The sequence below is a fragment of the Halorubrum sp. SS7 genome (assembly GCF_005435055.1).
GTDB lineage: Archaea > Halobacteriota > Halobacteria > Halobacteriales > Haloferacaceae > Halorubrum > Halorubrum salinarum.
Genome location: NZ_SGXV01000019.1, coordinates 39,219 through 59,741 on the forward strand (window position 1 = coordinate 39,219; position 20,523 = coordinate 59,741).

21 protein-coding genes and 1 tRNA gene are annotated in these 20,523 nt (G+C 72.7%); 8 read left to right on the plus strand and 14 right to left on the minus strand.

The window, feature by feature from the left end; genetic code table 11:
• Positions 1–84: 84 nt before the first annotated feature.
• The 7 genes from EXE44_RS14420 to EXE44_RS14450 form a co-directional block, all read right to left on the minus strand.
• Entirely contained in the window at positions 85–624 is a 540-nt protein-coding gene (locus EXE44_RS14420) for a hypothetical protein (RefSeq protein ID WP_137717725.1), read from the minus strand.
• A gap of 5 nt (positions 625–629) precedes the next feature.
• On the minus strand, positions 630–959 hold the full coding sequence (locus EXE44_RS14425; RefSeq protein ID WP_121600225.1) for a transcription factor S: 330 nt from the start codon (positions 957–959) through the stop codon (positions 630–632).
• Between the two features lie 482 nt (positions 960–1,441).
• On the minus strand, positions 1,442–2,533 hold the full coding sequence (locus EXE44_RS14430) for a putative sulfate/molybdate transporter (protein ID WP_137717726.1): 1,092 nt from the start codon (positions 2,531–2,533) through the stop codon (positions 1,442–1,444).
• A gap of 88 nt (positions 2,534–2,621) precedes the next feature.
• The gene (locus EXE44_RS14435; protein ID WP_137717727.1) at positions 2,622–3,314 is read right to left on the minus strand and encodes a hypothetical protein; all 693 of its coding nucleotides are present in this window, start codon (positions 3,312–3,314) and stop codon (positions 2,622–2,624) included.
• Complete coding sequence (locus tag EXE44_RS14440; RefSeq protein ID WP_137717728.1) at positions 3,311–4,294, minus strand: hypothetical protein; 984 nt, start codon at positions 4,292–4,294, stop codon at positions 3,311–3,313. Before EXE44_RS14440 ends, EXE44_RS14435 begins: the two co-directional genes overlap by 4 nt.
• Positions 4,295–4,397: 103 nt before the next feature.
• Positions 4,398–5,234, minus strand: coding sequence for an HTR-like protein (locus EXE44_RS14445; RefSeq protein WP_137717729.1), 837 nt, complete (start codon positions 5,232–5,234; stop codon positions 4,398–4,400).
• Between the two features lie 3 nt (positions 5,235–5,237).
• Entirely contained in the window at positions 5,238–6,326 is a 1,089-nt protein-coding gene (locus EXE44_RS14450) for a beta-ribofuranosylaminobenzene 5'-phosphate synthase family protein (protein ID WP_137717730.1), read from the minus strand.
• Between the two features lie 183 nt (positions 6,327–6,509).
• Between EXE44_RS14450 and hemC the strand changes: the two genes are divergently transcribed.
• From hemC to EXE44_RS14470, 4 genes are all read left to right on the plus strand, one after another.
• A complete protein-coding gene (gene hemC, locus EXE44_RS14455) occupies positions 6,510–7,673 on the plus strand; it encodes a hydroxymethylbilane synthase (protein ID WP_137717731.1) in 1,164 nt (387 codons plus the stop codon).
• Entirely contained in the window at positions 7,666–8,550 is an 885-nt protein-coding gene (cobA, locus tag EXE44_RS14460; RefSeq protein WP_137717732.1) for a uroporphyrinogen-III C-methyltransferase, read from the plus strand. Before hemC ends, cobA begins: the two co-directional genes overlap by 8 nt.
• Entirely contained in the window at positions 8,547–9,305 is a 759-nt protein-coding gene (locus EXE44_RS14465; RefSeq protein ID WP_137717733.1) for a uroporphyrinogen-III synthase, read from the plus strand. The genes cobA and EXE44_RS14465 overlap by 4 nt, the downstream gene beginning before the upstream one ends.
• A gap of 238 nt (positions 9,306–9,543) precedes the next feature.
• Positions 9,544–9,945 carry a hypothetical protein gene (locus EXE44_RS14470; RefSeq protein WP_137717734.1) on the plus strand — a complete coding sequence of 134 codons (402 nt, stop codon included), beginning with the start codon at positions 9,544–9,546 and terminating at the stop codon, positions 9,943–9,945.
• Here EXE44_RS14470 and EXE44_RS14475 read toward each other — a convergent pair whose 3' ends face one another.
• The 3 genes from EXE44_RS14475 to EXE44_RS14485 all read right to left on the minus strand — a co-directional run bounded on the left by EXE44_RS14475 (position 9,946) and on the right by EXE44_RS14485 (position 13,386).
• A complete protein-coding gene (locus EXE44_RS14475; protein ID WP_137717735.1) occupies positions 9,946–11,037 on the minus strand; it encodes a DUF4382 domain-containing protein in 1,092 nt (363 codons plus the stop codon).
• 131 nt (positions 11,038–11,168) lie between these two features.
• Entirely contained in the window at positions 11,169–12,494 is a 1,326-nt protein-coding gene (locus EXE44_RS14480; RefSeq protein WP_137717736.1) for a 5'-deoxyadenosine deaminase, read from the minus strand.
• Positions 12,495–12,885: 391 nt separating this feature from the next.
• Positions 12,886–13,386: an HPP family protein gene (locus tag EXE44_RS14485; RefSeq protein WP_137717737.1), complete on the minus strand. Its 501-nt coding sequence runs from the start codon at positions 13,384–13,386 to the stop codon at positions 12,886–12,888.
• A gap of 115 nt (positions 13,387–13,501) precedes the next feature.
• Here EXE44_RS14485 and EXE44_RS14490 point away from each other — a divergent pair, with 115 nt between their 5' ends.
• Positions 13,502–13,996: a metal-dependent hydrolase gene (locus EXE44_RS14490; protein WP_137717738.1), complete on the plus strand. Its 495-nt coding sequence runs from the start codon at positions 13,502–13,504 to the stop codon at positions 13,994–13,996.
• Positions 13,997–14,079: 83 nt separating this feature from the next.
• Here EXE44_RS14490 and EXE44_RS20270 read toward each other — a convergent pair whose 3' ends face one another.
• Entirely contained in the window at positions 14,080–14,238 is a 159-nt protein-coding gene (locus EXE44_RS20270; RefSeq protein WP_158293463.1) for a hypothetical protein, read from the minus strand.
• A 276-nt stretch (positions 14,239–14,514) separates the two neighbouring features.
• Here EXE44_RS20270 and EXE44_RS14495 point away from each other — a divergent pair, with 276 nt between their 5' ends.
• Complete coding sequence (locus tag EXE44_RS14495; RefSeq protein WP_137707000.1) at positions 14,515–15,072, plus strand: hypothetical protein; 558 nt, start codon at positions 14,515–14,517, stop codon at positions 15,070–15,072.
• 50 nt (positions 15,073–15,122) lie between these two features.
• On the opposite strand, the gene EXE44_RS14500 is transcribed toward EXE44_RS14495, so the two are convergent.
• Positions 15,123–15,276 (minus strand) — tRNA-Met (locus EXE44_RS14500).
• Positions 15,277–15,523: 247 nt separating this feature from the next.
• Here EXE44_RS14500 and EXE44_RS14505 point away from each other — a divergent pair.
• Together EXE44_RS14505 and EXE44_RS14510 are read left to right on the plus strand one after the other, a co-directional pair.
• Positions 15,524–16,822 (plus strand): hypothetical protein, encoded by a 1,299-nt coding sequence (locus EXE44_RS14505; RefSeq protein ID WP_137717739.1) that lies wholly within the window; start codon positions 15,524–15,526, stop codon positions 16,820–16,822.
• A gap of 106 nt (positions 16,823–16,928) precedes the next feature.
• Positions 16,929–18,164, plus strand: coding sequence for a mechanosensitive ion channel family protein (locus tag EXE44_RS14510; RefSeq protein WP_199241219.1), 1,236 nt, complete (start codon positions 16,929–16,931; stop codon positions 18,162–18,164).
• A gap of 40 nt (positions 18,165–18,204) precedes the next feature.
• On the opposite strand, the gene EXE44_RS14515 is transcribed toward EXE44_RS14510, so the two are convergent.
• Positions 18,205–18,726 carry a hypothetical protein gene (locus EXE44_RS14515; protein ID WP_137717740.1) on the minus strand — a complete coding sequence of 174 codons (522 nt, stop codon included), beginning with the start codon at positions 18,724–18,726 and terminating at the stop codon, positions 18,205–18,207.
• A 77-nt stretch (positions 18,727–18,803) separates the two neighbouring features.
• Positions 18,804–20,507 (minus strand): DNA mismatch repair endonuclease MutL, encoded by a 1,704-nt coding sequence (gene mutL, locus EXE44_RS14520; RefSeq protein ID WP_137717743.1) that lies wholly within the window; start codon positions 20,505–20,507, stop codon positions 18,804–18,806.
• Positions 20,508–20,523 lie beyond the last annotated feature (16 nt).

Genomic DNA, 20,523 nt, shown 5'->3' on the forward strand with positions numbered 1-20,523 from the left:
GCCATCGTTGTACTGTGGCTAGTTACCGCGGACCGTGATCGAGGCGTGGACCGCCGGAGTCGCACCGCGGCTGCGGCGCGCGCGTCAGAGGTCGTCGATCAGTTCGGCCGCGATCCGCTCCCCGCGGGCGGGGTCGTACCCCTCCATCCGCAGGTGCGCCAGCGGCGCCACGTACGGGTTCCGCTCCCAGTGGGCCCACACCTCCGTCGACCCGTCGGGCGCGGGGAACAGCCGGACGTGGACCTGCCAGTCGCCGGTGAGCCCCTCGGGGCGGTGGACGAAGCTGCCCACCTCGTGGACCGTCTCCCCGTCGCGCTCGTAGGCGTGGAAGTACGCCCGGATCAGCTCCGAGAAGCCCCGGTCGGGGAGCATCGCGCGGGTCTCCGCGGGGCTCGTCGGGACCGTCCCGGCGTACTCGTCCGCGGGCGGCGGCAGCACCCGAACGTGGTCCGGAGCGCCCTCCTCGGGCAGCAACGCGAGCAGCTTGCCGACCGCGAGCCGCACGCGCCAGAACCCGACCGCGCGGCCGAGGAGAAAGGCCGCCGGGGCGACGACCGCGAGCGCCGCGAGCGCGCGAATGGCGGACGCGCGGAGGGGTCGTCGCCGCGATGGGGCCGCGTCCATCGCGGTCAGCTGTACCCGCGCCAGCGGTGGCCGCACTCCTTACACTTGAAAAAGCGCGTCGGCGGCTCGTCGGCGGCGCCGGTCTGTTTGATCGTGTACCACGCCTCGCCGTGGCCGCACTCGTCGCAGACGACGTCGTCGGCGGTGGGCTTCCCCTCGAAGTTCGCGCCCTCCTCCGTCTCGATCACCTCGTCGCCGGTCTGTTCGGTCGTCGACTCGAACTCGGCGGCGAGCGCCTCGTCGCGCTCGGTCGTGGCGCCGCAGTCGTCGTTCTGACACACCATCTCCCCGTCGCGAGAGACCATCATCGAGCCGCAGTCGTCACAGAACTGCATATATGAGTGCTGTACGGGGTTGAACGGTTTAGGTCCGGTGGGTGCGGCCGAGACGAGGACGTGTGGACCGAAGGGATCCTATCAATGACCCTCGGCACCGAGTTCGGAGTCGACGTATCAGGAACTGCCATCGTCGTCGCCTCTCCGAGAGCCCCGGCCGCTTACTTATCGATGGTCGAGTGCGAATCGGCGACGGACACCGCCAAAGCCCCAGCCGCGAGGCCGACGTACGCTCGCTGCGCGCTTCACTCGGTCGCTCACTGCGTTCGCTTCCTCGTTCCAGTGCTTGCGTCGCCTACGTCGGCCTCGCGGCTGCCCCTTTGAGTCCGCCCCGCACCGCACGGCAACCGCACCTCACACCTCCCCAGCCTCGTCGCTGGCGGCTGGCACCGCCAGCGACTCCCTCGCGCGTGCGACTCGCGCCCTGCGGGCGCTCGTCGGCACGCGCCACCGGTCACGGAAATCACCGCACTCACGGCGCGTTATCCGCCGACTCGTTCTGTCGCGAGGTGGACTGCTATCCCGACGAGGAACGCCACGCCGAGGTTCGTCGCCAACGCGAGGAGGCCGATCCCGACCGAGAGCGCGCGGTTGTCGGAGTCGGTGACGTTGCGCGCGAGGGAGACGGCGACGATGGCGAGGAGCGCGCCGAGCATCGCCAGCGGGAACGCCGCGATCAGCGCAGGCGTGGCGAAGAGGGCGGCGACGAGGTAGCCGACGCCGAGCACGACGTTCGCGCCGCCGGTGCGCGCGCCGAAGGCGTACTTGCCGGCCACCCCGTCGCAGCCGTGACACATGGGGACGCCGCCGAGCGGCACGGCGATCAGGTTCGTCACGCCCATGCTCGTCGACAGCTCGTCGGGCGTCACCTCCGCGTCGAGCAGGTCCGAGAAGAGGAGGGAGGTCGCCAGCGCGGCGTTGCCGATGGTCATCGCCAGCTGCGCGACCGCGCCGTCGAACGCCGCCCGCGTGAGCGCCGCCCCGAACGCCGGCGTCGGCGGCGCACCGGGAAGGCGGGGCGTCGGCACGCCGGCGACGACGAGGGCGGTCGCGACGCCGACGGCGGCGACGGCCAGCGCGCTCGCCTTCCCGTGGCCCGCGAGCGCGACCCCGCCGGCGACCGCGACCCCGGCGAGCGCGACGAGCGGATCCTCGACCGCGAGGCCGAGTCCCGTCTCCAGGAGGACGAGGCCCACCGCGAACTGGACGCCGCGGACGACCGGCTCGCCGATCCACCGCTCGACGTACGCGAGCGTGCCGGTGCGTCCGATAGCGAGGAGGACGACGCCGAGTACCACCCCCGCGAGCGCGAGTTCGGCGTACGTGAGCGCGCCGGCGATGGCGAGCGCGGCGAGCGCCTTCATCGGCTCCACGGACACCGGCAGTCCGTACCGGACCCCCCAGACGATCTGGAACGCGCCGAACGCGGCGAGCGCGTGGGGCAGCGAGACGTCCGTCAGCAGCGCCAGCGCGACGACGAGCGGGATCACCGTAATCGAATCCCCTATCGCCCCGGTGACCGCTCCCGGACCGAGCTCGACGGACCGACGCCCCTCGAAGCCGAACCCTACCACGGTACGGACGACGTACCGGGCGGTCAGGCTTGAACGTGTTCAGAAATCGGCGGCGAACACTCGACGGCCCAATCGAAACCGTTTCCGGTTACTCACCGTCGAATTCCGGGTCGTCCGCGTCGACCATCGGACAGTCGCGGACGCGGAACCGCGAGAAGTCGACCGACTCGACGATCTGCGTCCCCTCGTGGGTACACGCCGTCTCCGGGGGCGCCGCGAAGTGCGGACAGCGCTGGCAGTAGCTACGCTTGTCGACCACGCGCTCGTCGCCGGTCGCCGCCGCGCCCGGCGTCCCGGGAGTCGGGCCGGCCGAGTCGCCGGGTTCTGTCGCGTCGGCCCCGACGGCGGTGCCCTCGTCGAGCGCCGCCCACACGTCCTCTTCGCCGACGTCCTCGCTCCCCATCGACTCGAAGGGGTCCCCGTCGGTCGGCCCGTCGGCCGCGTCCGCGTCCAGTTCGGCGAACGGGTCGTCCGCGGGCGCGCCCGGTTCCGGGTCCGCGCCGGGCGGCGTGTCGCCGCGGTCGCCGGAACGATCCTCCTCTCGGTCGAGTCCGGGGTCGTCCCCGACCCCCTCGCCGAGGGCCGCAAACGGGTCGTCGACCCCGCCCGCGTCGGGCCCGTCGAGGCCGTCGTCGGCCTCGTCGCCCGGTCCCTCGGCGAACGTCTCGTCGTCGAACGGGTCGTCCTCCGAACCGTCGTCTCCGAACGGGTCGTCCTCCGAACCGTCGTCGCCGAACGGATCGTATTCGGCCGCGTCGTCGTCGGAGCGGTCGTCGCTCATCGGCGGTCACCGTCCGCCCCGCCGTCGCTCGCGGCGGTACTCGTCCGGCCCCTCGCCCCGCTCGTCTCGTCGCCGCTGGCGCCGTCCGCGACGTCGCCGTCGATGGCGGGCCGGTCCCCGACGAGGAGCTTCGACGTACCGAGGAAGCCGGTGTTCGGCTCCAAGTCTTCGAACCGGCGCCCGCAGTGGGGGCACTCGGGGGCCGACAGCAGTCCCAGCTCGACGCCCCCGCCGCAGTGGTCGCAGTCGGCCGCCCGCACCCCGTGCCGGTTCGCCGTCCGCGTCAGCGCGTCGAGGCGCTCGCGGTCGGCGCGGTCGCGCTCCGCCGCGTCGAGCCGGCGCTTGACCCTGACGACCGCGTTCGCGACCCGCGAGAGCTTGTCGTCGATGTCGGACAGGTCGTCCGCGGATATCGCGTCGAGGTCCGCTTCGACGCCGTCGAGGCGCTCGTCCACGTCGTCGACGCGCCCGTCTACCGCGTCGACCCGGCCGTCTACATCGTCGAGGCGGTCGCCGAACTCGTCCACCCGGTCGCGGACGGCGTCCAGCTCGTCGATCCGGTCGTCGAGCGCGTCCAGCCGGTCGCGGAGCTCGTCGACGCGGTCCGCGGTCGGCGCGTCGGCGACGGCCGCGTCGAGGCGGTCGAGCCGGGCCGCGACCTCCTCCAGCTCGTCGGCGAGGTCGTCGGCCCGCGCCGCCGCGCCAGCGCCGTCCGCGGCGTCCCCCTCGGCGTCGAGCGACTCGACCTCGCGGTAGAGGTCGACGAACCGCTCGCGGAGGTCGGTGACCTTCTCGTCGAGCTCGGCGTCGAGGTCGTCGAGGCGGGCCTTGACCGCCGCCACCTCCTCGGCGTCGGGGACGTCGATCCCCTCGGACTCCGCGAGCGCGACGAGCGCGCGCTTGAGGAGCTCCTCGCGGCTCACGCCGGCGTCCTCGGCCGCGGCGTCGAGGGCGGCCGTCGCCGGGTCGTGGTCGCTCATCGCGGATCCTCCGTCATCTACCTGCCGTTGAGCGGCGAGATATAAGTAACCTGTCGCGTCGTTCTCCGGATCGATACTGGGCGCTCGCCCCGCCCCCGGGGCGTTACCGGATCTTCCGCACGTCGCTGATGTCGAAGCCGCCCTCGTGGATCTCGGTCTCGAAGCGGACGATGTTCTCGGCCTCCAACCGCGAGAGCACGCCGCGGAACTCGCGGACGAACATCGTCCGGGCGCGCTGCGAACCGCCGCTCTCCCACGAGAACTGGAGGGTCCCGCCCGCGGCGTCCATCAGGGTGCCGAACTCGCGGTCGCGGAGCGCCTCGGTGTTCACCAGCACGAGGACTAAGGCGTCCCACTCGTAGGCCGCCTTCTTCAGTCCCTTCATCACCATGGCGACGTCGCTCCAGTCGGTGTCGTCGGAGACCATCGAGACGAGGTCGGTGACGGAGTCGATACAGACGAGGCTCTGTTCGCCGTGCTCGGAGAGGTAGTCGCCGAAGGCGGTGAGCACGTCTTCGTACTCCCCGCGGTCGCCGAGTTCGGTGATCGACGCCGTCTCCGTCTCGTACCAGTCGCGCGGCACGGGCGACAGCTGGAAGTACTCCGGCGAGAGGTCCCGGAAGGAGATCCCGTCGACCGCCGCGTCGACGATCTCGTCGGCCATCGTGTACCCCATCTCCCGGGTGATCGCCTCCGTGTCGGCGGTAAAGGAGAGGTAGTGGACCGACTCGGGCAGGGTCGCGTCGTCGTCGACATCGCCGTAGTAGAGGTCGAACAGCTCCTCGTCGGCGTGCGCCAGCGAGTTCATCGCCGCGCTGGTGTACGCGAACTCCCGGGCGCCGGCGCCCGCCTCGCCGGCGAGCAGCACGACGCTGCCGGACGGCGCCCCGCCGCCGAGGATGGAGTCGAGGCGCGCGACCCCGAACGGAACACTGGACATGCCTTACGCCCCGTCGCCGCGGGGCTTAGTGTTACCCCTCTCCGGGTCGGCCGACGGCGGGGACGCCCCACCGGCCGCGTCGATCCGCGCCCCCTCGTTCGACGCCCGGACGACAGACACCTCGCCGTCGACGCCGGCCCGGTCGAGCGCGCGCTCGCCCGCCGCCAGCGCCGCGTCCGCGCGGGCCGCGTCGGTGACGCCGTAGACGGTCGGTCCCCACGAGGACTGCCCGGCGCCGAACACCGACGCGGCGCCCGACAGCGAGTCGACGACCGCGCCGACGGGCGGCCGGTACACGCCGCCCTGCTCGTCGGCGTACCACGCGCCGTTGAGCCGGCCGATCTCCGCGACCGCGGCCCCGAACGCCTCCGCGTCGCCCGTCGCGACCGCGGGGAGGACGCGCCGGGTGACGATCCCGCCGATCCGGTCGGCGAGGGCCGGGTCCGCGCGCTCGACCGCGGCGCGCATCGCGTCGTCCTCGGCCGGCCCGCTCCGGCCGGCGTCGGCGTCGGGCTCGACGAGCAGGAACCGCCAGTCGTCGGGAACTTGGTGGCGGGCGGCCACCGGCGGGACGGTCCACTCGCCGTCCGCGGGGCGGTCGGTGGTGAAGCGCGCCGTCGGGTGCCCGGCGTCGAGGACGAACCCCCCGTCCTCGAACGTCGCGACGCCCACGCCGGAGCGCCCGCCGCGGCCGAGGGCCGGGGCACGCTCGCGCACCCGGGGCGGCTCGCCGTGGGCGGCCGCGACCGCCGCGAGCGTCGCCGCCGCCAGCCGCGTCCCGCTACCGAGGCCGGCGTGCCGCGGGAGCGACTCGCGGACCGCGACCCGGGCGCCGTCGACGCCGAGCAGGTCGGCGGCCGCGGTCGCGTACCCGCGGACGTCGTCGCGCACCGCCGCGGCTGATTCGGTCGACTCGGCGGGGATCCCCGCGGTCTCGTCGACCGTCACGCGGACCGCCGAGGCCGGTTCCGCGTCGACGACCGCGCGGGGCGCCGCGAGCCCGACGCCGAGTGCGCCGTACAGCCGCTCGTGGGAGAGGCTGAGGTTACAGAAGCCGAAGTGGAGCCGGGCCCCGACGCTCGCGCGTGCCATCTCGTCCACGCTTCGGGGCGGACGGATAAATGGCCCGTGACCGTGGCCGGAGTTGCCTCGGTACGCGAGGACGGGCGCGAGCGAGCCGGAGCGCGCGCGTCGGCGCTGCGGTCGCCGAGGCGCCGCGGTCGCCGAGGCGGCCGAACTGGTGCGCTTTTGAACGCGGGGGACCTCGGTCCGCGTATGACCGAAACGCTCAGGCTCGCGACCCGCGGGTCGGACCTGGCCCTCCGGCAGGCCGAGACCGTCCGCGAGGCGCTGTCGAGCCGGCGCCGCGACGTGGAACTCCGGCAGGTGGAGACGCGCGGCGACCAGATCCCCGACGAACTGATCCACCGGCTCGGGAAGACGGGCGCGTTCGTGCGCGCCCTCGACGAGGAGGTGCTCGGCGGCGACGCCGACCTCGCGGTCCACTCGCTGAAGGACCTCCCGACCGAGGAGATGGCGGACCTCGTCGTCGCGGGCGTCCCCGAGCGCGCCCCCTCCGGCGACGTGCTCGTCCACCCGGACGGGCTGGGCATCGAGGACCTCCCGTCGGGCGCCGTCGTGGGGACCGGCTCGCTCCGCCGGGGCGCGCAGATCCGCGCGGCCCGCCCGGACCTCACCGTCGAGCCGATCCGCGGCAACGTCGACACGCGGCTGGAGAAACTGCTCGCGCCCGGCCTCCAGGCGGAACACGAGCGCCGACTGATCGCGTCGGGCGAGGAGAGCGCGCTGACGGCCGAGGGCGACGGCGAGGGCGACGCTGACGGCGAGGACGCCGCCGGAGAGGGTGCGGAAGACGACGCGGGCGACGAGGTCGACGAGGAGTTCGAGCGCAGCGTCGAGGAGTGGTTCGACTCGCTGTCCGACCTCGAGCGCGCGGCGATGGAGCGGAAGGTCGAGACGGAGTACGACGCCGTCGTCCTCGCCGAGGCGGGCCTGCGCCGCTCGAACCTCTTCCACGAGGTGGAGACGACGCGGCTCCCGCGCGAGGAGTTCGTCCCCGCGGCCGGCCAGGGCGCCATCGCGGTCACCGCGAGCGACCCGAACGTGATCGAGGCGGTCCGCGACGCGGTCGACCACCCGCGGACCCGCGTGGCGGTCACCGTCGAGCGCACGGTCCTCGGCGAGCTCAACGGCGGCTGCGTCGCGCCGATCGGCGTCGCCGCGATGGTCCAGGGCGAGCACGTCCACGTCCGGGCGCGGGTGCTCTCGACGGACGGCACCGAGGAGGTGGCCGGGACCCGCGACCTGCCGATCCGGTCGCACGCGACGGCGGCGGCCGAGTTCGCCGCGGACCTCGCCGACCGCGGCGCCGACGACCTGATCGCCGAGGCGCGCGAGGAGGCGGAGACCGATGACTGACGGCGGCGCGACCCCCGGGGAGAACGCTGACGAGCCGCCGACGCGGCGGCGCGACGACGGCGTCGGCACCGTCTTCCTCGTCGGCTCCGGCCCGGGCGATCCCGACCTCCTGACCGTGAAGGCGAAGCGGCTGATCGAGTCGGCGGACGTGGTCCTCCACGACAAGCTCCCCGGACCCGAAATTCTCGGCGAGATCCCCGAGGAGAAGCGGGAAGACGTGGGGAAACGCGCCGGCGGCGAGTGGACGCCCCAGGAGTACACCAACCGGCGCATGGTCGAGCTGGCCCGCGAGGGGAACCGCGTCGTCCGACTGAAGGGCGGCGACCCGTTCGTCTTCGGGCGCGGCGGCGAGGAGGCCGAGCACCTCGCGGAGGCGGGAGTTCCCTTCGAGGTCGTCCCCGGCGTCACCTCGGCCATCGCCGGCCCCGCGGTCGCCGGGATCCCGGTGACCCACCGCGACCACGCCTCGTCGGTCTCGTTCGTCACCGGCCACGAGGACCCGACGAAGGAGGAGTCGGCGGTCGACTGGGAAGCGCTCGCGGCGACCGGCGGGACCATCGTCGTGCTGATGGGCGTCGGGAAGCTGCCGGCGTACACCGGGGAACTCCGCGACGCCGGCCTCGACGGGGACACGCCCGTCGCCCTCGTCGAGCGCGCCACCTGGCCCGACATGCGCGTCGCGACCGGCACGCTCGACACCATCGTCGACGCCCGCGACGAGGCGGGGATCGAGCCGCCGGCGATCACCGTGATCGGCGACGTGGCCGCGACCCGCGACCGCGTCGTGACCTTCCTCGAGAACGCCGGCTCGGCGCCCGTTCGGTCGGCGAGCGACGGCGGGGACGAGGGCGACGCGAGCGGCGGTGAGGGGGCGTGAGCGGGCGCGCCGACCGGCCGCGCGTGGCCGTCTTCCGTCCCGACGACGAGCGGATCGAGTCGGCCGTCGAGCTGCTCCGCGAGCTCGGCGCGGAGCCGGTCCCGGACCCCATGCTCGAAGTCGAACCGACGGGCGCGGTCCCGGCCGACGCGCCGCTCGTCGTGCTCACGAGCAAGACCGGGGTCGAGCTCGCGGCCGAGGCCGGCTGGGAGCCCAGCGACGCCGACCTCGCCGCGATCGGGCCGGCGACCGCCGAAGCCGCCCGCGAGGCCGGTTGGACGGTGGACGTCGTCCCGGAGGAGTACACCTCGGCCGGTCTCGTCGCCGCGCTGGAGGCGCGCGTGGCGGGCGAGCGCGTCGTCGTCGCCCGCTCGGACCACGGGAGCGACGTGCTCCTCGACGGCCTCCGCGAGGCCGGCGCCGACGTGACCGAGACCGTGCTCTACCGGCTCGCGCGGCCGACCGACGCCGGCGAGTCGGCGGAGGCGGCCGCGGCCGGCGACCTCGACGCGGTCGCGTTCACCTCCTCGCTCACGGTCGACAACTTCCTCGCGGCGGCCGCCGACCGCGGCGTCGACGAGGCGGCCCGGGCCGGGCTGGCGGACGCGGTCGTCGGCGTCATCGGCCCGCCGACCGCGGAGACGGCCCGCGACCGGGGGCTCCGCGTCGACGTCGTCCCCGACGAGGCGTCGTTCGAGGCGCTCGCGACCGCGGTCGTCGACGCGCTCGACGAGGGGGCTGGCCGGCGGGACTGACCTCCTCGGCGGGCGACCGGCGCCGCGGGGACCGCTCGCACGCGAGTCGAATCTCGTTGGTCGATAACCGACGCCGGCGTCGCCGCCGGCCGACGCGGCGCCGATACGGCGCCGACGGCCGCTCCGCTCCGCGGGCTCGCACGGAGGGGCCGCCGGATCGCTCCGCCCGCCGGACCCCAGTATCCGATACGATAATCGGAGGGCGTAATTTATACCCTAGTACGTGAGAGAGAGTGGCATGGAACCGAGCGAGCGCTGGCTGCTGCGGGTCGAGGACGAGGTCCTCGTGGTCGAGTTCCCTCACGGGACTGGGCTGAGCCCCGCGGACGGCGAGGCGCTCCTCGATCGCTGGCGGACCGCGACCGATCCCGACGCGATCGACGCCGTCGTGATCGTCGTCCGGACCAGCCGCCCGTGCTCCGACGCCGGCCGGCGGGCCCTCCGCGAGTCCGCGCAGATCGCGGTCGCGCGCGGCGTCGACCGCTTCGCCGTCGTCGGGCAGCGCTCGAAGCGGCGCTTCCTCAAGCGGACCATCGACGTCGAGGGGGTCGACACCGAGGCGTTCAACGACGACGACGCCGCGATGCGGTGGGCGCAGTCCCCCTCCGCGGTCGCGTCGTCGGCGGAGCGCTCCTCGTAGTTAGCTCCCGCTCGCGGTCCCGTTCTCGGCGTCGTCCGTCTCGTTACCGGCGGGAGCGTCGCCGTCGGAACCGTCACCGCCCGAGCCGTCGCCGTCGGAGCCGCCATCAGCCGTCTCCTCACCGTCGTCGTCGCCCTCGTCGTCACCCTCCTCGTCGTCGATCTCGTTGATGTCGACGTCGCGACCCGCGACGCCGCTGCCCGAGATAACGGGCTTGAGGATGTACCCGTTGTTCTTCCCGCGCTTGACGACGTTGATGTCGAAGACGAAGTCGACCCCCTCGTCCGGCGTGACCTCGAACCCGGTGGTGATCTGGAGCTTCTCGCTCGGGAGCTTCACGTCGACCTCGCCGCCGTCGACGATCCCCTCCACCGCGGAGACGTCGAGTTCGATCTTCTCGTAGCTTCCAGCCGGGATCTCCCCGTCGAAGACGGCGATGGCGTCGTCCTCGATCACCCGCGTGAGGTCGACCGTCGCGCCGTCGAGGTCGACGACCGTGAACCCGCGGTCGTCCTCGTCGGACTCGTCCGCGTCGTCCGAGTCGTCTCCGTCGTCCGAGTCGTCTCCGTCATCCGATTCGTCCCCGTCGTCGTCCGCGTCCGCCGTTTCGTTCGCCCCGTCGTCCTGGTCCGCCGTTCCGTTCAGCGACTCACCGTCGCCGCCCTCTGCGTCCGTGGCGTTCTCCGCGGACTCGTCGTCGTCACCGTCGTCATTTCCGTCCGATTCCGTCTCGTCGTCGTCACCGCCATTCTGAGCCTCGAAGACGCGAGCCCGGTCGAGGGTGACGTCCAGCCGGTCGAAGTCGTCGATATCGGCGGGCGCGTCGCTGATCAGGAGCCGGAAGTCGCCCGTGAGCGTCGTCGAACCGTCCGAATCGCCCGACCCGCCGGAGCCGTCCGAACCGTCGGATCCGTCCGACCCGCCGGTCGACGGGAGCGATCCGTCGCCGGCACAGCCGGCGAGCAGCGTCGCGCTCGCGCCGGCGCCGAGGGCGACGACCTCCCGGCGACGGAAGCCGTCGGCGGCCGTCTGACGACCGTCGCCCGTCGTTGCCTCCTCCTGCTCGTTCGTCGTTCGCGATGGGTCCGTCATGGTAGACTGATCCACGGGCCGTGTACGGGTATAAACCGGAGATACTCCGTCCGGATTTACGCGGATAAAGCCGCTTTTACCGCCGCTCGCTTCGGTTACGGGGCAGCAGGCGGGACCGGCCGGCGACGCGGCTACGGTTCGGCGACGTCGATGCCGGCCGTCTCGGCCACGCGTTCCGCGTGTCGCGTCGCGCGGTCGCGGACCGCGGCGGCGTCGACCCCGACGTGCTCGCTGTCGGCGTAGCGGACCTCGCCGTCGACCATCGCGAAGGTCACGTCGTCGCCGTGCGCGGCGTACACCAGGTGCGAGAGCGGGTCGTGGATCGGGGTCGCCCGGGTCAGGTCGGTCGTGATCCCAATCACGTCGGCGCGGTGCCCCTCGCGGAGGGCGCCGAGGCGGTCGAAGCCGGCGGCGCGGGCGCCGTTCTCGGTCGCCATCTCCAGCACGGTCGCGGCCGGGAGGCGCGTCGGGTCGCGGGCGTCGACCTTGCCGAGGAGGCTCGCCTGCCGCATCTCCGTGAACGGGTCGAGCGTGTTGTTACACGGCGGGCCGTCGTTGCCGAGCGCGACGGGGATCCCGCGGTCGAGGTAGTCCTGGACCGGGGCGATCCCCGAGGCGAGCTTCATGTTCGAGGAGGGGCAGTGCGTGACGACCGTCCCGGTGTCGGCGAGGACCTCGCGCTCGCGCTCGTCGGTGTGGACGCAGTGCGCGAGCGTCACGTCCGGGCCCGTCAGCCCGACCTCGTCGAGCCAGAGGACGTTCCGCTTCCCGGTGTCGGCCTCGACGGTCGCTATCTCGTCCTCGTTCTCGCTGGCGTGGGTGTGGATCGTCACGCCGTCGTAGCGGTCGGCCAGCTCACGGCAGCCGCGCAGGCAGGCCTCCGTACAGGTGACGGCGAACCGCGGCGTCACCGCGTAGCGGACGCGACCGTCGGCGGCGCCGTGGTACTCGCGGATGAGGGCCTCGCTCTCGGCGAGCGCGGCGTCGGTCTCCTCCAGCAGGCCGTCGGGGGAGTCCCGGTCCATCAGCACCTTCCCGAGCCGCGCGCGGATCCCCGTGTCGATCGCGGCCTCGAACGCCTCGTCGGCGTGGTTCACCGAGAGGTGGTCGACGACGGTCGTCGTCCCCGATTCGAGACACTCCAAGTAGCCCAGCTCGGCGGCCGCCCGAGTCGCCTCGGCGTCCATCGCGGCCTCCATCGGGAGGACGGCGTCGAAGAGCCAGTCGAGGAGGGCGGCGTCGTCGGCGATCCCCCGGCCCAGCGACTGGACCGAGTGGACGTGGCCGCCGACGAGGCCGGGCGCGACGAGGTCGAACGCCCGCCGCTCGTGGTCGGGATAGCGGTCGCGGAGGGCGGGCTCCTCGCCGACCGCGGCGATCGTGTTCCCCTCGACGACGACGGCGCCGTCGGGGATGACGGTCTCGGAGTCGGCGACGACGGTTCCGGCGATCAGCATGTCCGTCCGTTCCTGACGGTCGACTCCTAAGAGGCTGTCCCTCGGCGCCGCCGGCGATCGCGTCCCGTCGCTGCTACCGAACGAGGCCGTTTCACCGGCGGATGCGGCCGGCGCGTGCCTGCGAGCGGCCGACAGGCCGCGAGTCAGCACGCGCGAGGGACGCCGCGAACGCGAGCGGCGCAGCCGCGACGCGTGAGCGGCGAGGTTGGGGAGGCGTGAGGCTGCGGTGCTGTGCGGGGCGGGTGGGACTCAAAGGGGCAGTCGCGAGGGCGGCGCAGGCGTTCGCCGCGATGCCACCCACGTACCATCGAGCGACTAGGGCTGTGGAGGGGTTCACCGTTGAGCCCGAGGCGACAGTGCCGAAAGGTCGGCGACGAGAACCCGATTCGACCTATTCCAGTCGGCGGTCGCGGAACGCGCTGATCACGTCCTGCCGCGCGATGATCCCGACGATCCGGCCGTCGTCGTCGACCACGGGCACGCGATTGATATCCGGATCGTCGCCGACGAGCAGGTCGAGCACGTCGTCGACGCTCGCGTCCGGCGTCACCGTCGCCACGTCGGGGCTCATCACCTCGGAGATGGGGCGGTCGGCGTTGCGGATCAGGTCCACGCCGAGGTCGAGGTCGGCCCACGGGCGCTTCACCTGATACGAGAGCGTGTCCACGAACGGCGGGAGCCCGATGGGGATCCACAGCGTCTCGTCCTCGGGCTCGAAGAGGTCGACGAGGTCCGACTCGGTGATCACGCCGACCACCCTGTCCTCGTCGTCGACGACCGGGAAGCCGCTGAACGCGTAGCGGGCGAACCGCTTGAACACCTCGGCGACGTCGTCGTCGGGCGAGACGGTCTTCACGTCCGGCTCCATCAGGTCGCGGGCTGTCAGGGACATACGAGACGGTCACGGCGGGGGGCCGTAGGCGTTTCGCCGCCGGGACCGGGGCGCGGACGCCGAGCGCGCGGCGGCCGGCGCAACGGACTTACGGGGCGGGGACGCACTCCGGAGCGTGTATCGGAAGGGTCACGTCGGGGCCTCGCTCGTCGTCTACGCCCCGCTCGGGTTCCTCGTTACCGCCCTCGGCTCGGTCGAGGTCGGCGCCGCCGGCGCCGTCGGCGTCGCCTCGCTGGCGATGGTCCCCGACCTCGACACGCGAGTTCCCTTCGTCAAACACCGGGGGATCACCCACACCGTCTGGTTCGCGCTGCTCGTCGGCGTCGCCTTCGGGGCCGCCGGGCTGGCGGTCGGTCTCCGGAGCGGTCTCGTCGAGGCGCTCCTGTTCGGCGGCGCCGGCTTCCTCTTCGGCGTCGCGACGATCGGTTCGCACCTCCTCGCGGACGCGCTCACGCCAATGGGTGTCCGACCGTTCGCGCCCCTGCGAGACACCGAGTACACGCTCGACTTGGTCACCGCGGCGAACCCGCTCGCGAACTACGCGCTGCTGGGACTCGGCGTCGCCGTCGCCGCGGCCGCGCTCGTCGCGGGCGAGGCCGTACCGGCGTAACAGAATCTCCGTCGGTCGGCGGACCCCCGCCGCCGTTCGTGCTCGTGCGCGACGCGTTCGCTTCGCGCCGCGTCCCGACCGCCTCAGGCGGCGCGCCGCTCCCCCGGGTGGCGCGTCAGCGTGACCGTGACGCTGAACTCCGCGCCGCAGTCGTCGCAGGCCACCCACTCGGTCATCCCCTCGTCGTCCGTCGCCGTCGCGTCGATCGCTGCCCCGCACGAACAGTCGAATGCGATCCGCATCTGTCGATCGCTTCGGCCGGTCGCCTAAACATCTGTTCAAATATCATACATATCGTGGGGAACGTTCCCGTGAGCCCGACTCCCTGAGCACGGTGCGGCGCTCGCGTCGTCGGGCGAGACGGCCTTCACGTCCGGATCCATCAGATCGCGGGCTGGCAGGGGCATATCGGACGGTCACCGCGGGACGCCGCAGGCGTTTCGCTGCGAGCGCGGCGACGCAACGGGCATGGGAAAATTGTCCAGAATCTATTAGACATTTCAGTTACAGTTGAGTGTATGCGAGGTAGGCGAGAGTTGTTAGCAAGTGTGGGGGCTATTAGTACAGTCGCGATCGCCGGGTGTTCTGGTGGAGGAGCTGACGACACGGGTAGTGAGGGAGACGGTCAAGATGGTGAGGGTGGTACAGCAACGAGTAACGACGAGAGCGGCGGAAATACGAGCAGCGATGGGGATGACGAGGATAGTGAGAGCGGGACAGCGGAGAACACAACCTCGCAAACCCCGACGAGCGTTGTTCGACAGTTCTGGGAGGCGATTATAGCGGGTGAGTATGAACGGGCGAATGAATTACTACACCCGGGATCGCTGAATTACCCGTTAGATGAGTCCAATGTAGCAATCTCCGGGCAGGCGGTCGAAAGCGTCGAAGTGGTAACGTACGAGGAGGCCAGTGAAATCATCGCATTAGCTTCCGAAGATGACCTCGACCAAGCAGTTCAAGATGCGACTGGCGTCGCCGAGTACACGTTAGTACATGTTTCCCTGACGGAAAGTGATGGTATTACTCCCGTAGTCGAGCAAGACGGTGAGCTACTGGCTGTCTGGCTACGGTAGGAACTCCGGCGGAGGAGTTTTGCGCCTGGCTGTGCCAGAAGTGTAAATTATGGCCGGGGTGGGCTCCGAACCCACGATCTCCGCATGTCCCAGGTCCGAGGCTCGGCGGAGCCACGGGAAGGACGCGGACGCTTCCAAGGCGTCACCGCACCGAATCTCCGAACCCTATGAGTGCGGCGCTATGTCCAGCTAAGCCACCCGGCCTCACCTTTTCGTACCGCGATGAGACTCTTTAACCTTCCCATCCGTCGGAGGGTTGTGAACCGATCGCAGATCGCCGCGGGCGGCCGCTTCCACGCCGTTCGCGCGGGGGCCGACGGCGATTCCGCGCGGGGGCCGGCGGTGTTCGGCGGGCGGAGGGCGTCCGCGAACGCGGCCGCGACGGACGGGTTCGCGGCCCGCTCGCGGCCGACCCAGCGGATTTATGCCGGGCGCGGCGTATCCCGGGCGTATGAGCCTCCCCGAACTGCTCGCGGCGACCGTCGGCGACGAGGACGTCGTCGCCGAGGTGCCGCTGGGCGGCGACGATCGACTCGCGGTCACGCCCACCCGGACCCTCGTCTTCCGCGGCGACGGGCTCCTGTCCGACGAGTCCGTCGACGAGTACGGCCACGACGTCGAGCGGATCGACGTCTCGACGGGCCGCCGCAAGGCGAAGATCACCCTCGGGTACGGCCTCGACGGCGACGAGACGCTCTCGGTCCCCGCCAAGCGCGTCGACGACGTGCTCCACCCGGTCCTCGCCGGCGTCCTCTCGGCGGGCGGCGTCACCGGCCCCGGAGAGACGGTCGTCCGCACCTTCCGCTTCTCCGAGCTCACCCTCATCGTCACCAGCGAGCGGCTGGTCAAACACGTCGGCTCGGCCGTCTGGGACGCCGACTTCGAGGAGTTCCACTACGAGGACATCACCGGCCTCGACTTCGAGGAGGGGACCGTGGCCACCGCGGTCGTCCTCGTCCACGACGGCCGCTCGGAGCGGTTCAAGGCCCCCAACGAGTCCGCCCGGGCGGTCCGGGAGACGCTCGCCGACGCGGTGTGTTCGTTCCACGGCGTCGACAGCCTCGAGGAGTTCCGCGTCGCCGCCGAGGCCGAGGAGCCGGCCGCGGACGCCGATCCGGGCGGCACGACCGACTTCGGCGAGGGGCCCGACCCGCTCTCGGCGTCGCCCGCCGCCGACGCCGAGGCCGACGCGGAGAGCCCCGAGGCGGGGGACGCGACGGGCGGCGCCGGCCGCTCGACCGAGACGGACCCCGCTTCCGGGGACGACGGCGCCGACTCGGCCGAGACCGCGGCCTCGGCGTCGGCGGGGTCGGCGTCGGGCGACGACCCGCTGGACGCGGATCCCCTCGCCGCGGACGCGGGCGTCGACGACGCGGCGACCGACCCGCTGGCCGCGGACGCGGCGGAGCCGGCGTCGACCGCCGAAGGGGTCGACTCGGAGACCGCCGGCGAGTCCGCGTCGGCGGTCGGCGCCGAGGGGCGCTCGGCGGACGCGACCGGCGCCGAGTCGGTGACCGGGGACGCCGTCGGCGACGCCGAGGCCGTCGCGGCCGAGACCGACGCGGAGGGCCCGGTCCGTGGGGACGACGCCTTCGACGGGTCGCCGTTCGAGAGCGCCGGGGTCGAGGACGCCGACCTCGCGAGCGAGGTCGCGGCGCTGCGCCGCACCGTCGAGGCGCAGTCCGAGCGCCTCGACCGGCAGTCGGCGCTCATCGAACAGCTGATAGAGGAACTCCGCCGAGGGCGGTGAGGGACCACCAGGCTCCCGCGGCCCCCGACCCCGGAGCGGCCGCGCCGATTCTCCCGACTGAGACTCGCGTCGGAGCCGTTATCCGACCGGCCGCGAACGGACGACCGTGATCGGCGGACTGGGCGCACGAGTCGGGGCGGTGCTGAGCGACATCTCGAGCACGGAGGGGCGGCTGGCGGTCACCGCCGCCATCGTCCTCGGAACGCTCGCGGTCGGCTGGTTGCTGCTGCCGAAGGCCGTCCGCGCCGTCGAGCGGACCGCCGCGGCCTGGATCGAGCGGCTCCTCGACGATCGCATGGCGGAATCGACCGAGGGCGCGATCGAGACGTTCCGCGAGGGGGTCCCGACCTCGTTCATCCTGCGGCTGGCGGTCGGGCTCTTACAGCTCGCGCTGTTCGCGCTTGCGGGCGTCGCCGTGTTGACGCTGTGGGGGCGCTTCGGACTCGTGGTCGCGGTGTTGCCCGTCGCGGAGAACGCCGCCAGGGTCGGCGCGCAGGTCGTCGTCACAGCGGTGCTGCTCGGCGGCGCCTACGTCGTCAGCGACGTGGTGGAGACGTACGTCGGCGAGCTGTCGGCGGACAGCGACCGGATCACGGCCCACCAGGAACAGCTGCTCACCCGGCTCGCGCAGGTCGGGCTGCTGGTGCTCGCCGGGATCACGGTCCTCGGCATCTGGGGCGTGAACCTCGGCGGCCTCCTCGTCGGCGCCGGGTTCCTCGGGATCGTGCTCGGGATGGCGGCCCGGCAGACGCTGGGGTCGCTCATCGCCGGCTTCGTGCTGATGTTCGCCCGCCCGTTCGAGATCGGCGACTGGGTCGAGATCGGCAACGAGGAGGGGTTCGTCACCGACATCACGATCATAAACACCCACATGCGGAACTTCGACGGGGAGTACGTCGTGGTGCCCAACGACCTCGTCGCCAACCAGGCGATCACGAACCGGAGCCGCGAGGGGCGGCTCCGGATCCACATGGAGGTCGGGATCGGGTACGACGACGACCCCGACGAGGCGGCCGGGATAGCCGAGGACGTGCTCGACGGGATCGACACGATCGCGAACAACCCGCAGCCGTACGCGATCCCGTCCGGGTTCGGCGACTCGGCGATCCTCCTCGACCTCCGGTTCTGGATCGACCCGCCGACGCCCCAGGCGCGGTGGCGCTCGAAGGCGATCGCGGTCGAGCGGATCCAAGAGCGCTTCGCCGACGCCGGCATCTCGATCCCCTACCCGCAGCGGACCGTCTCGTACCCGCCCGAGACGGCGGAGGCGGAGGAGACGGTCGAGCGCGTCGAGCGGATCGACGGGGACGGCGACGGCCGCTCGCGGGACGGGTCGGTATGAGAACGGTCGGCGTGCGTCGGCTCGCGGTCCGCGGCCGCGCTTACAGGTCTTCCGACGGTCCCGTGTAGCCGCTCGGCAGCTCCGAGCCGCGGCCGGTGAACAGGCGCTCGAACCGCTCGATGCGCTCTAAGACGTAGCTTAGCGCCGCCGTGAGCGAGTCGGCGCCGATCGACAGGAGGTGGCGCGCCCCCTTCGTGCGGTCGGCGTGGTAGAAGCTGATCTCGCCTTCCGGCTCGGTGTTCCGCTCCGGCATCACCACGAGGTCCTGTCTGCTCGGGTCGTGCCTGAAGACGAGCACGTCCGTGAGCGAGTCCGCGCCGTAGGTGACCACGTCGTGGAGGACGCTCCACTTCTGTGGCGTCTCCTCCGCGAGCGCGTCCGTGTCGACGACGTTCCGCATCGTCGTCGCCGTCGAGACGCGCTCCAGGCCGGATCCGCGCCGCTCCCGAAGCCACGCGAGGATCCGCTCGACGACGTCGCGGAGGCCGTCGGGGCCCGAGAACCGGCCGGCCGACCGCTCCGCCGGCAGCGACCCCCGCGTCACGTCGGTCCGCTCTCCCATGCGAGTACCCGCGGTCCCATCGCGTTAATAGGTATCGGTCAGGGACCCCCGTCCGAGCGCCGAGCGCCCCGGGTTCCTCACCGCTCCCGCCCGAACCCGGCCGCGAACGTCGCCGCGTCGACGGAGAGGACGGTCGGTCGGCCGTGCGGGCAGGCGTACGGCCGGTCGCACTCGCCGAGGCGGTCGAGCAGGCTCCGGAGGTCGCCGTCGCCGAGGGCGTCGAAGTCGCCCCGCTTCAGCGACGGGTGACACGCGAGGTCGGCGAGCAGGTCGTCGCGCGCGTCCCGCGCCGTCCCCGAGTCGGCCGCCGAGAGCGCCGCGAGCGCGTCGCGGAAGGCGTCCGCGTCGGCGGCCCGGCCGAACGGCGCGGGGACGGTCCGGAGCCGTCGCGTGCCGCCCCCGAACGGCTCGGTCTCGAAGCCGAGCGCGGCGAGGTCGTCGGCGTGCGCCCGCGCGGCCGCCGCCTCGTCGGTCGACAGCGAGACGGTCGCGGGCGGGTCCAGCGGCGCGGTCGGCACCGGATCGCCGTCGAACGCGCGCGCCAGCCGCTCGTAATTCACGCGCTCGTGGGCGGCGTGGCCGTCGATCACGAGGAGCTCGTCGCCGGACTCGACGAGGACGTAGAGGTCGCGGAAGACGCCGATCGGCTCGGCGTCGGCGAACGCACTGGACCGCGAACCGTCCCCCTCGCCGACCGGTTCGAGGGCGCTGTCGAGGTCGGTGGCGACGTCCGCGGCGCGCCGGAGGTCGGCGCCGGTGAGCGCGTCCCCGACGACCGACGCCACCGCGTCCGCGACCGCGTCGGCGTCGCGGAGCCCCACCTCCCGCTTCGCGGGGTGGACGTTCGGGTCGACGCGGGCGGGCGGGAGCGACACGTCGACCGCGGCGACCGGCTCGCGGCCGTCCGGGAGGAGGCGGCCGTAGCCCTCGCGGACCGCGGCCGCGAGCCGGTCGTTCCGGACCGGGCGGCCGTTCACCGAGACGCGGACGTGGTCCCGCGTCGACCGGGTGACGGAGGGGTACGCCAGCGCGCCCGAGACCCCGACCGAAGTTCCCCCCGCGTCGGCGCTCGCGTCGACGGTCGTCGACCGGCTCGTGGTGTCGCGGTCGTACACGCCGAGGAGGGCGTCGGTGCGGTCGGTCCCGGGCGTCGACAGCGTCGCCGACCCGTCGTGGTCGAGCGAGAAGGCGACCGAGGGGTTCGCCAGCGCGTAGTCGGCGACGAGCGATGAGATCCGCGCGAACTCCGCGCTCGCGCCCGCGAGGGACTCCCGGCGGGCGGGCCGCGTCGCGAACAGCTCCTCGACGACGACCGTCGTCCCGCGGGCGCGGCCCGCGGGTTCGACCTCGACGCTCGGCGTCGCGTCCGGCCCCTCCGCTTCGCCCGCGGTCGGGGCGGTGCCGTCGACGACGACCCGGGTGCCGACCCCGTCGCCGGGGCTCGTCACGAGTTCGAGCCGGGCGGCCTCGGCGATGGCCGCGAGCGCCTCGCCGCGGAAGCCGAGCGAGTCGACGCCGACCGGGTCGCCGTCGGGCGCCAGCTTGCTCGTCGCGTGGCGCTCGACGGCGCGGGCCGCGTCCGCGCGGGCCATCCCGCGGCCGTCGTCCGCGACGCGGATCCGGTCGGTGCCGTCGCCGTCGACCGCGATCTCGACCCGAGAGGCGCCGGCGTCGAGCGCGTTGTCGACGAGCTCCCCGACGACCCTCGCCGGTCGGGTGACCACCTCGCCGGCCGCGATCCGGTCGACGTTCATGCGCGAGATGAGCGAGCTGACGGAGATCCTCCACGACGCGGGC

What these genes read in the sequence shown, in the direction of transcription:
- EXE44_RS14420 (WP_137717725.1), bottom strand. Translation starts at nt 624, where the DNA reads ATGGACGCGGCCCCATCGCGGCGACGACCCCTCCGCGCGTCCGCCATT.
- EXE44_RS14425 (WP_121600225.1), bottom strand. Translation starts at nt 959, where the DNA reads ATGCAGTTCTGTGACGACTGCGGCTCGATGATGGTCTCTCGCGACGGG.
- EXE44_RS14435 (WP_137717727.1), bottom strand. Translation starts at nt 3,314, where the DNA reads ATGAGCGACGACCGCTCCGACGACGACGCGGCCGAATACGATCCGTTC.
- EXE44_RS14440 (WP_137717728.1), bottom strand. Translation starts at nt 4,294, where the DNA reads ATGAGCGACCACGACCCGGCGACGGCCGCCCTCGACGCCGCGGCCGAG.
- EXE44_RS14445 (WP_137717729.1), bottom strand. Translation starts at nt 5,234, where the DNA reads ATGTCCAGTGTTCCGTTCGGGGTCGCGCGCCTCGACTCCATCCTCGGC.
- EXE44_RS14450 (WP_137717730.1), bottom strand. Translation starts at nt 6,326, where the DNA reads ATGGCACGCGCGAGCGTCGGGGCCCGGCTCCACTTCGGCTTCTGTAAC.
- hemC (WP_137717731.1), top strand. Translation starts at nt 6,510, where the DNA reads ATGACCGAAACGCTCAGGCTCGCGACCCGCGGGTCGGACCTGGCCCTC.
- cobA (WP_137717732.1), top strand. Translation starts at nt 7,666, where the DNA reads ATGACTGACGGCGGCGCGACCCCCGGGGAGAACGCTGACGAGCCGCCG.
- EXE44_RS14470 (WP_137717734.1), top strand. Translation starts at nt 9,544, where the DNA reads ATGGAACCGAGCGAGCGCTGGCTGCTGCGGGTCGAGGACGAGGTCCTC.
- EXE44_RS14475 (WP_137717735.1), bottom strand. Translation starts at nt 11,037, where the DNA reads ATGACGGACCCATCGCGAACGACGAACGAGCAGGAGGAGGCAACGACG.
- EXE44_RS14480 (WP_137717736.1), bottom strand. Translation starts at nt 12,494, where the DNA reads ATGCTGATCGCCGGAACCGTCGTCGCCGACTCCGAGACCGTCATCCCC.
- EXE44_RS14485 (WP_137717737.1), bottom strand. Translation starts at nt 13,386, where the DNA reads ATGTCCCTGACAGCCCGCGACCTGATGGAGCCGGACGTGAAGACCGTC.
- EXE44_RS20270 (WP_158293463.1), bottom strand. Translation starts at nt 14,238, where the DNA reads ATGCGGATCGCATTCGACTGTTCGTGCGGGGCAGCGATCGACGCGACG.
- EXE44_RS14495 (WP_137707000.1), top strand. Translation starts at nt 14,515, where the DNA reads ATGCGAGGTAGGCGAGAGTTGTTAGCAAGTGTGGGGGCTATTAGTACA.
- EXE44_RS14505 (WP_137717739.1), top strand. Translation starts at nt 15,524, where the DNA reads ATGAGCCTCCCCGAACTGCTCGCGGCGACCGTCGGCGACGAGGACGTC.
- EXE44_RS14515 (WP_137717740.1), bottom strand. Translation starts at nt 18,726, where the DNA reads ATGGGAGAGCGGACCGACGTGACGCGGGGGTCGCTGCCGGCGGAGCGG.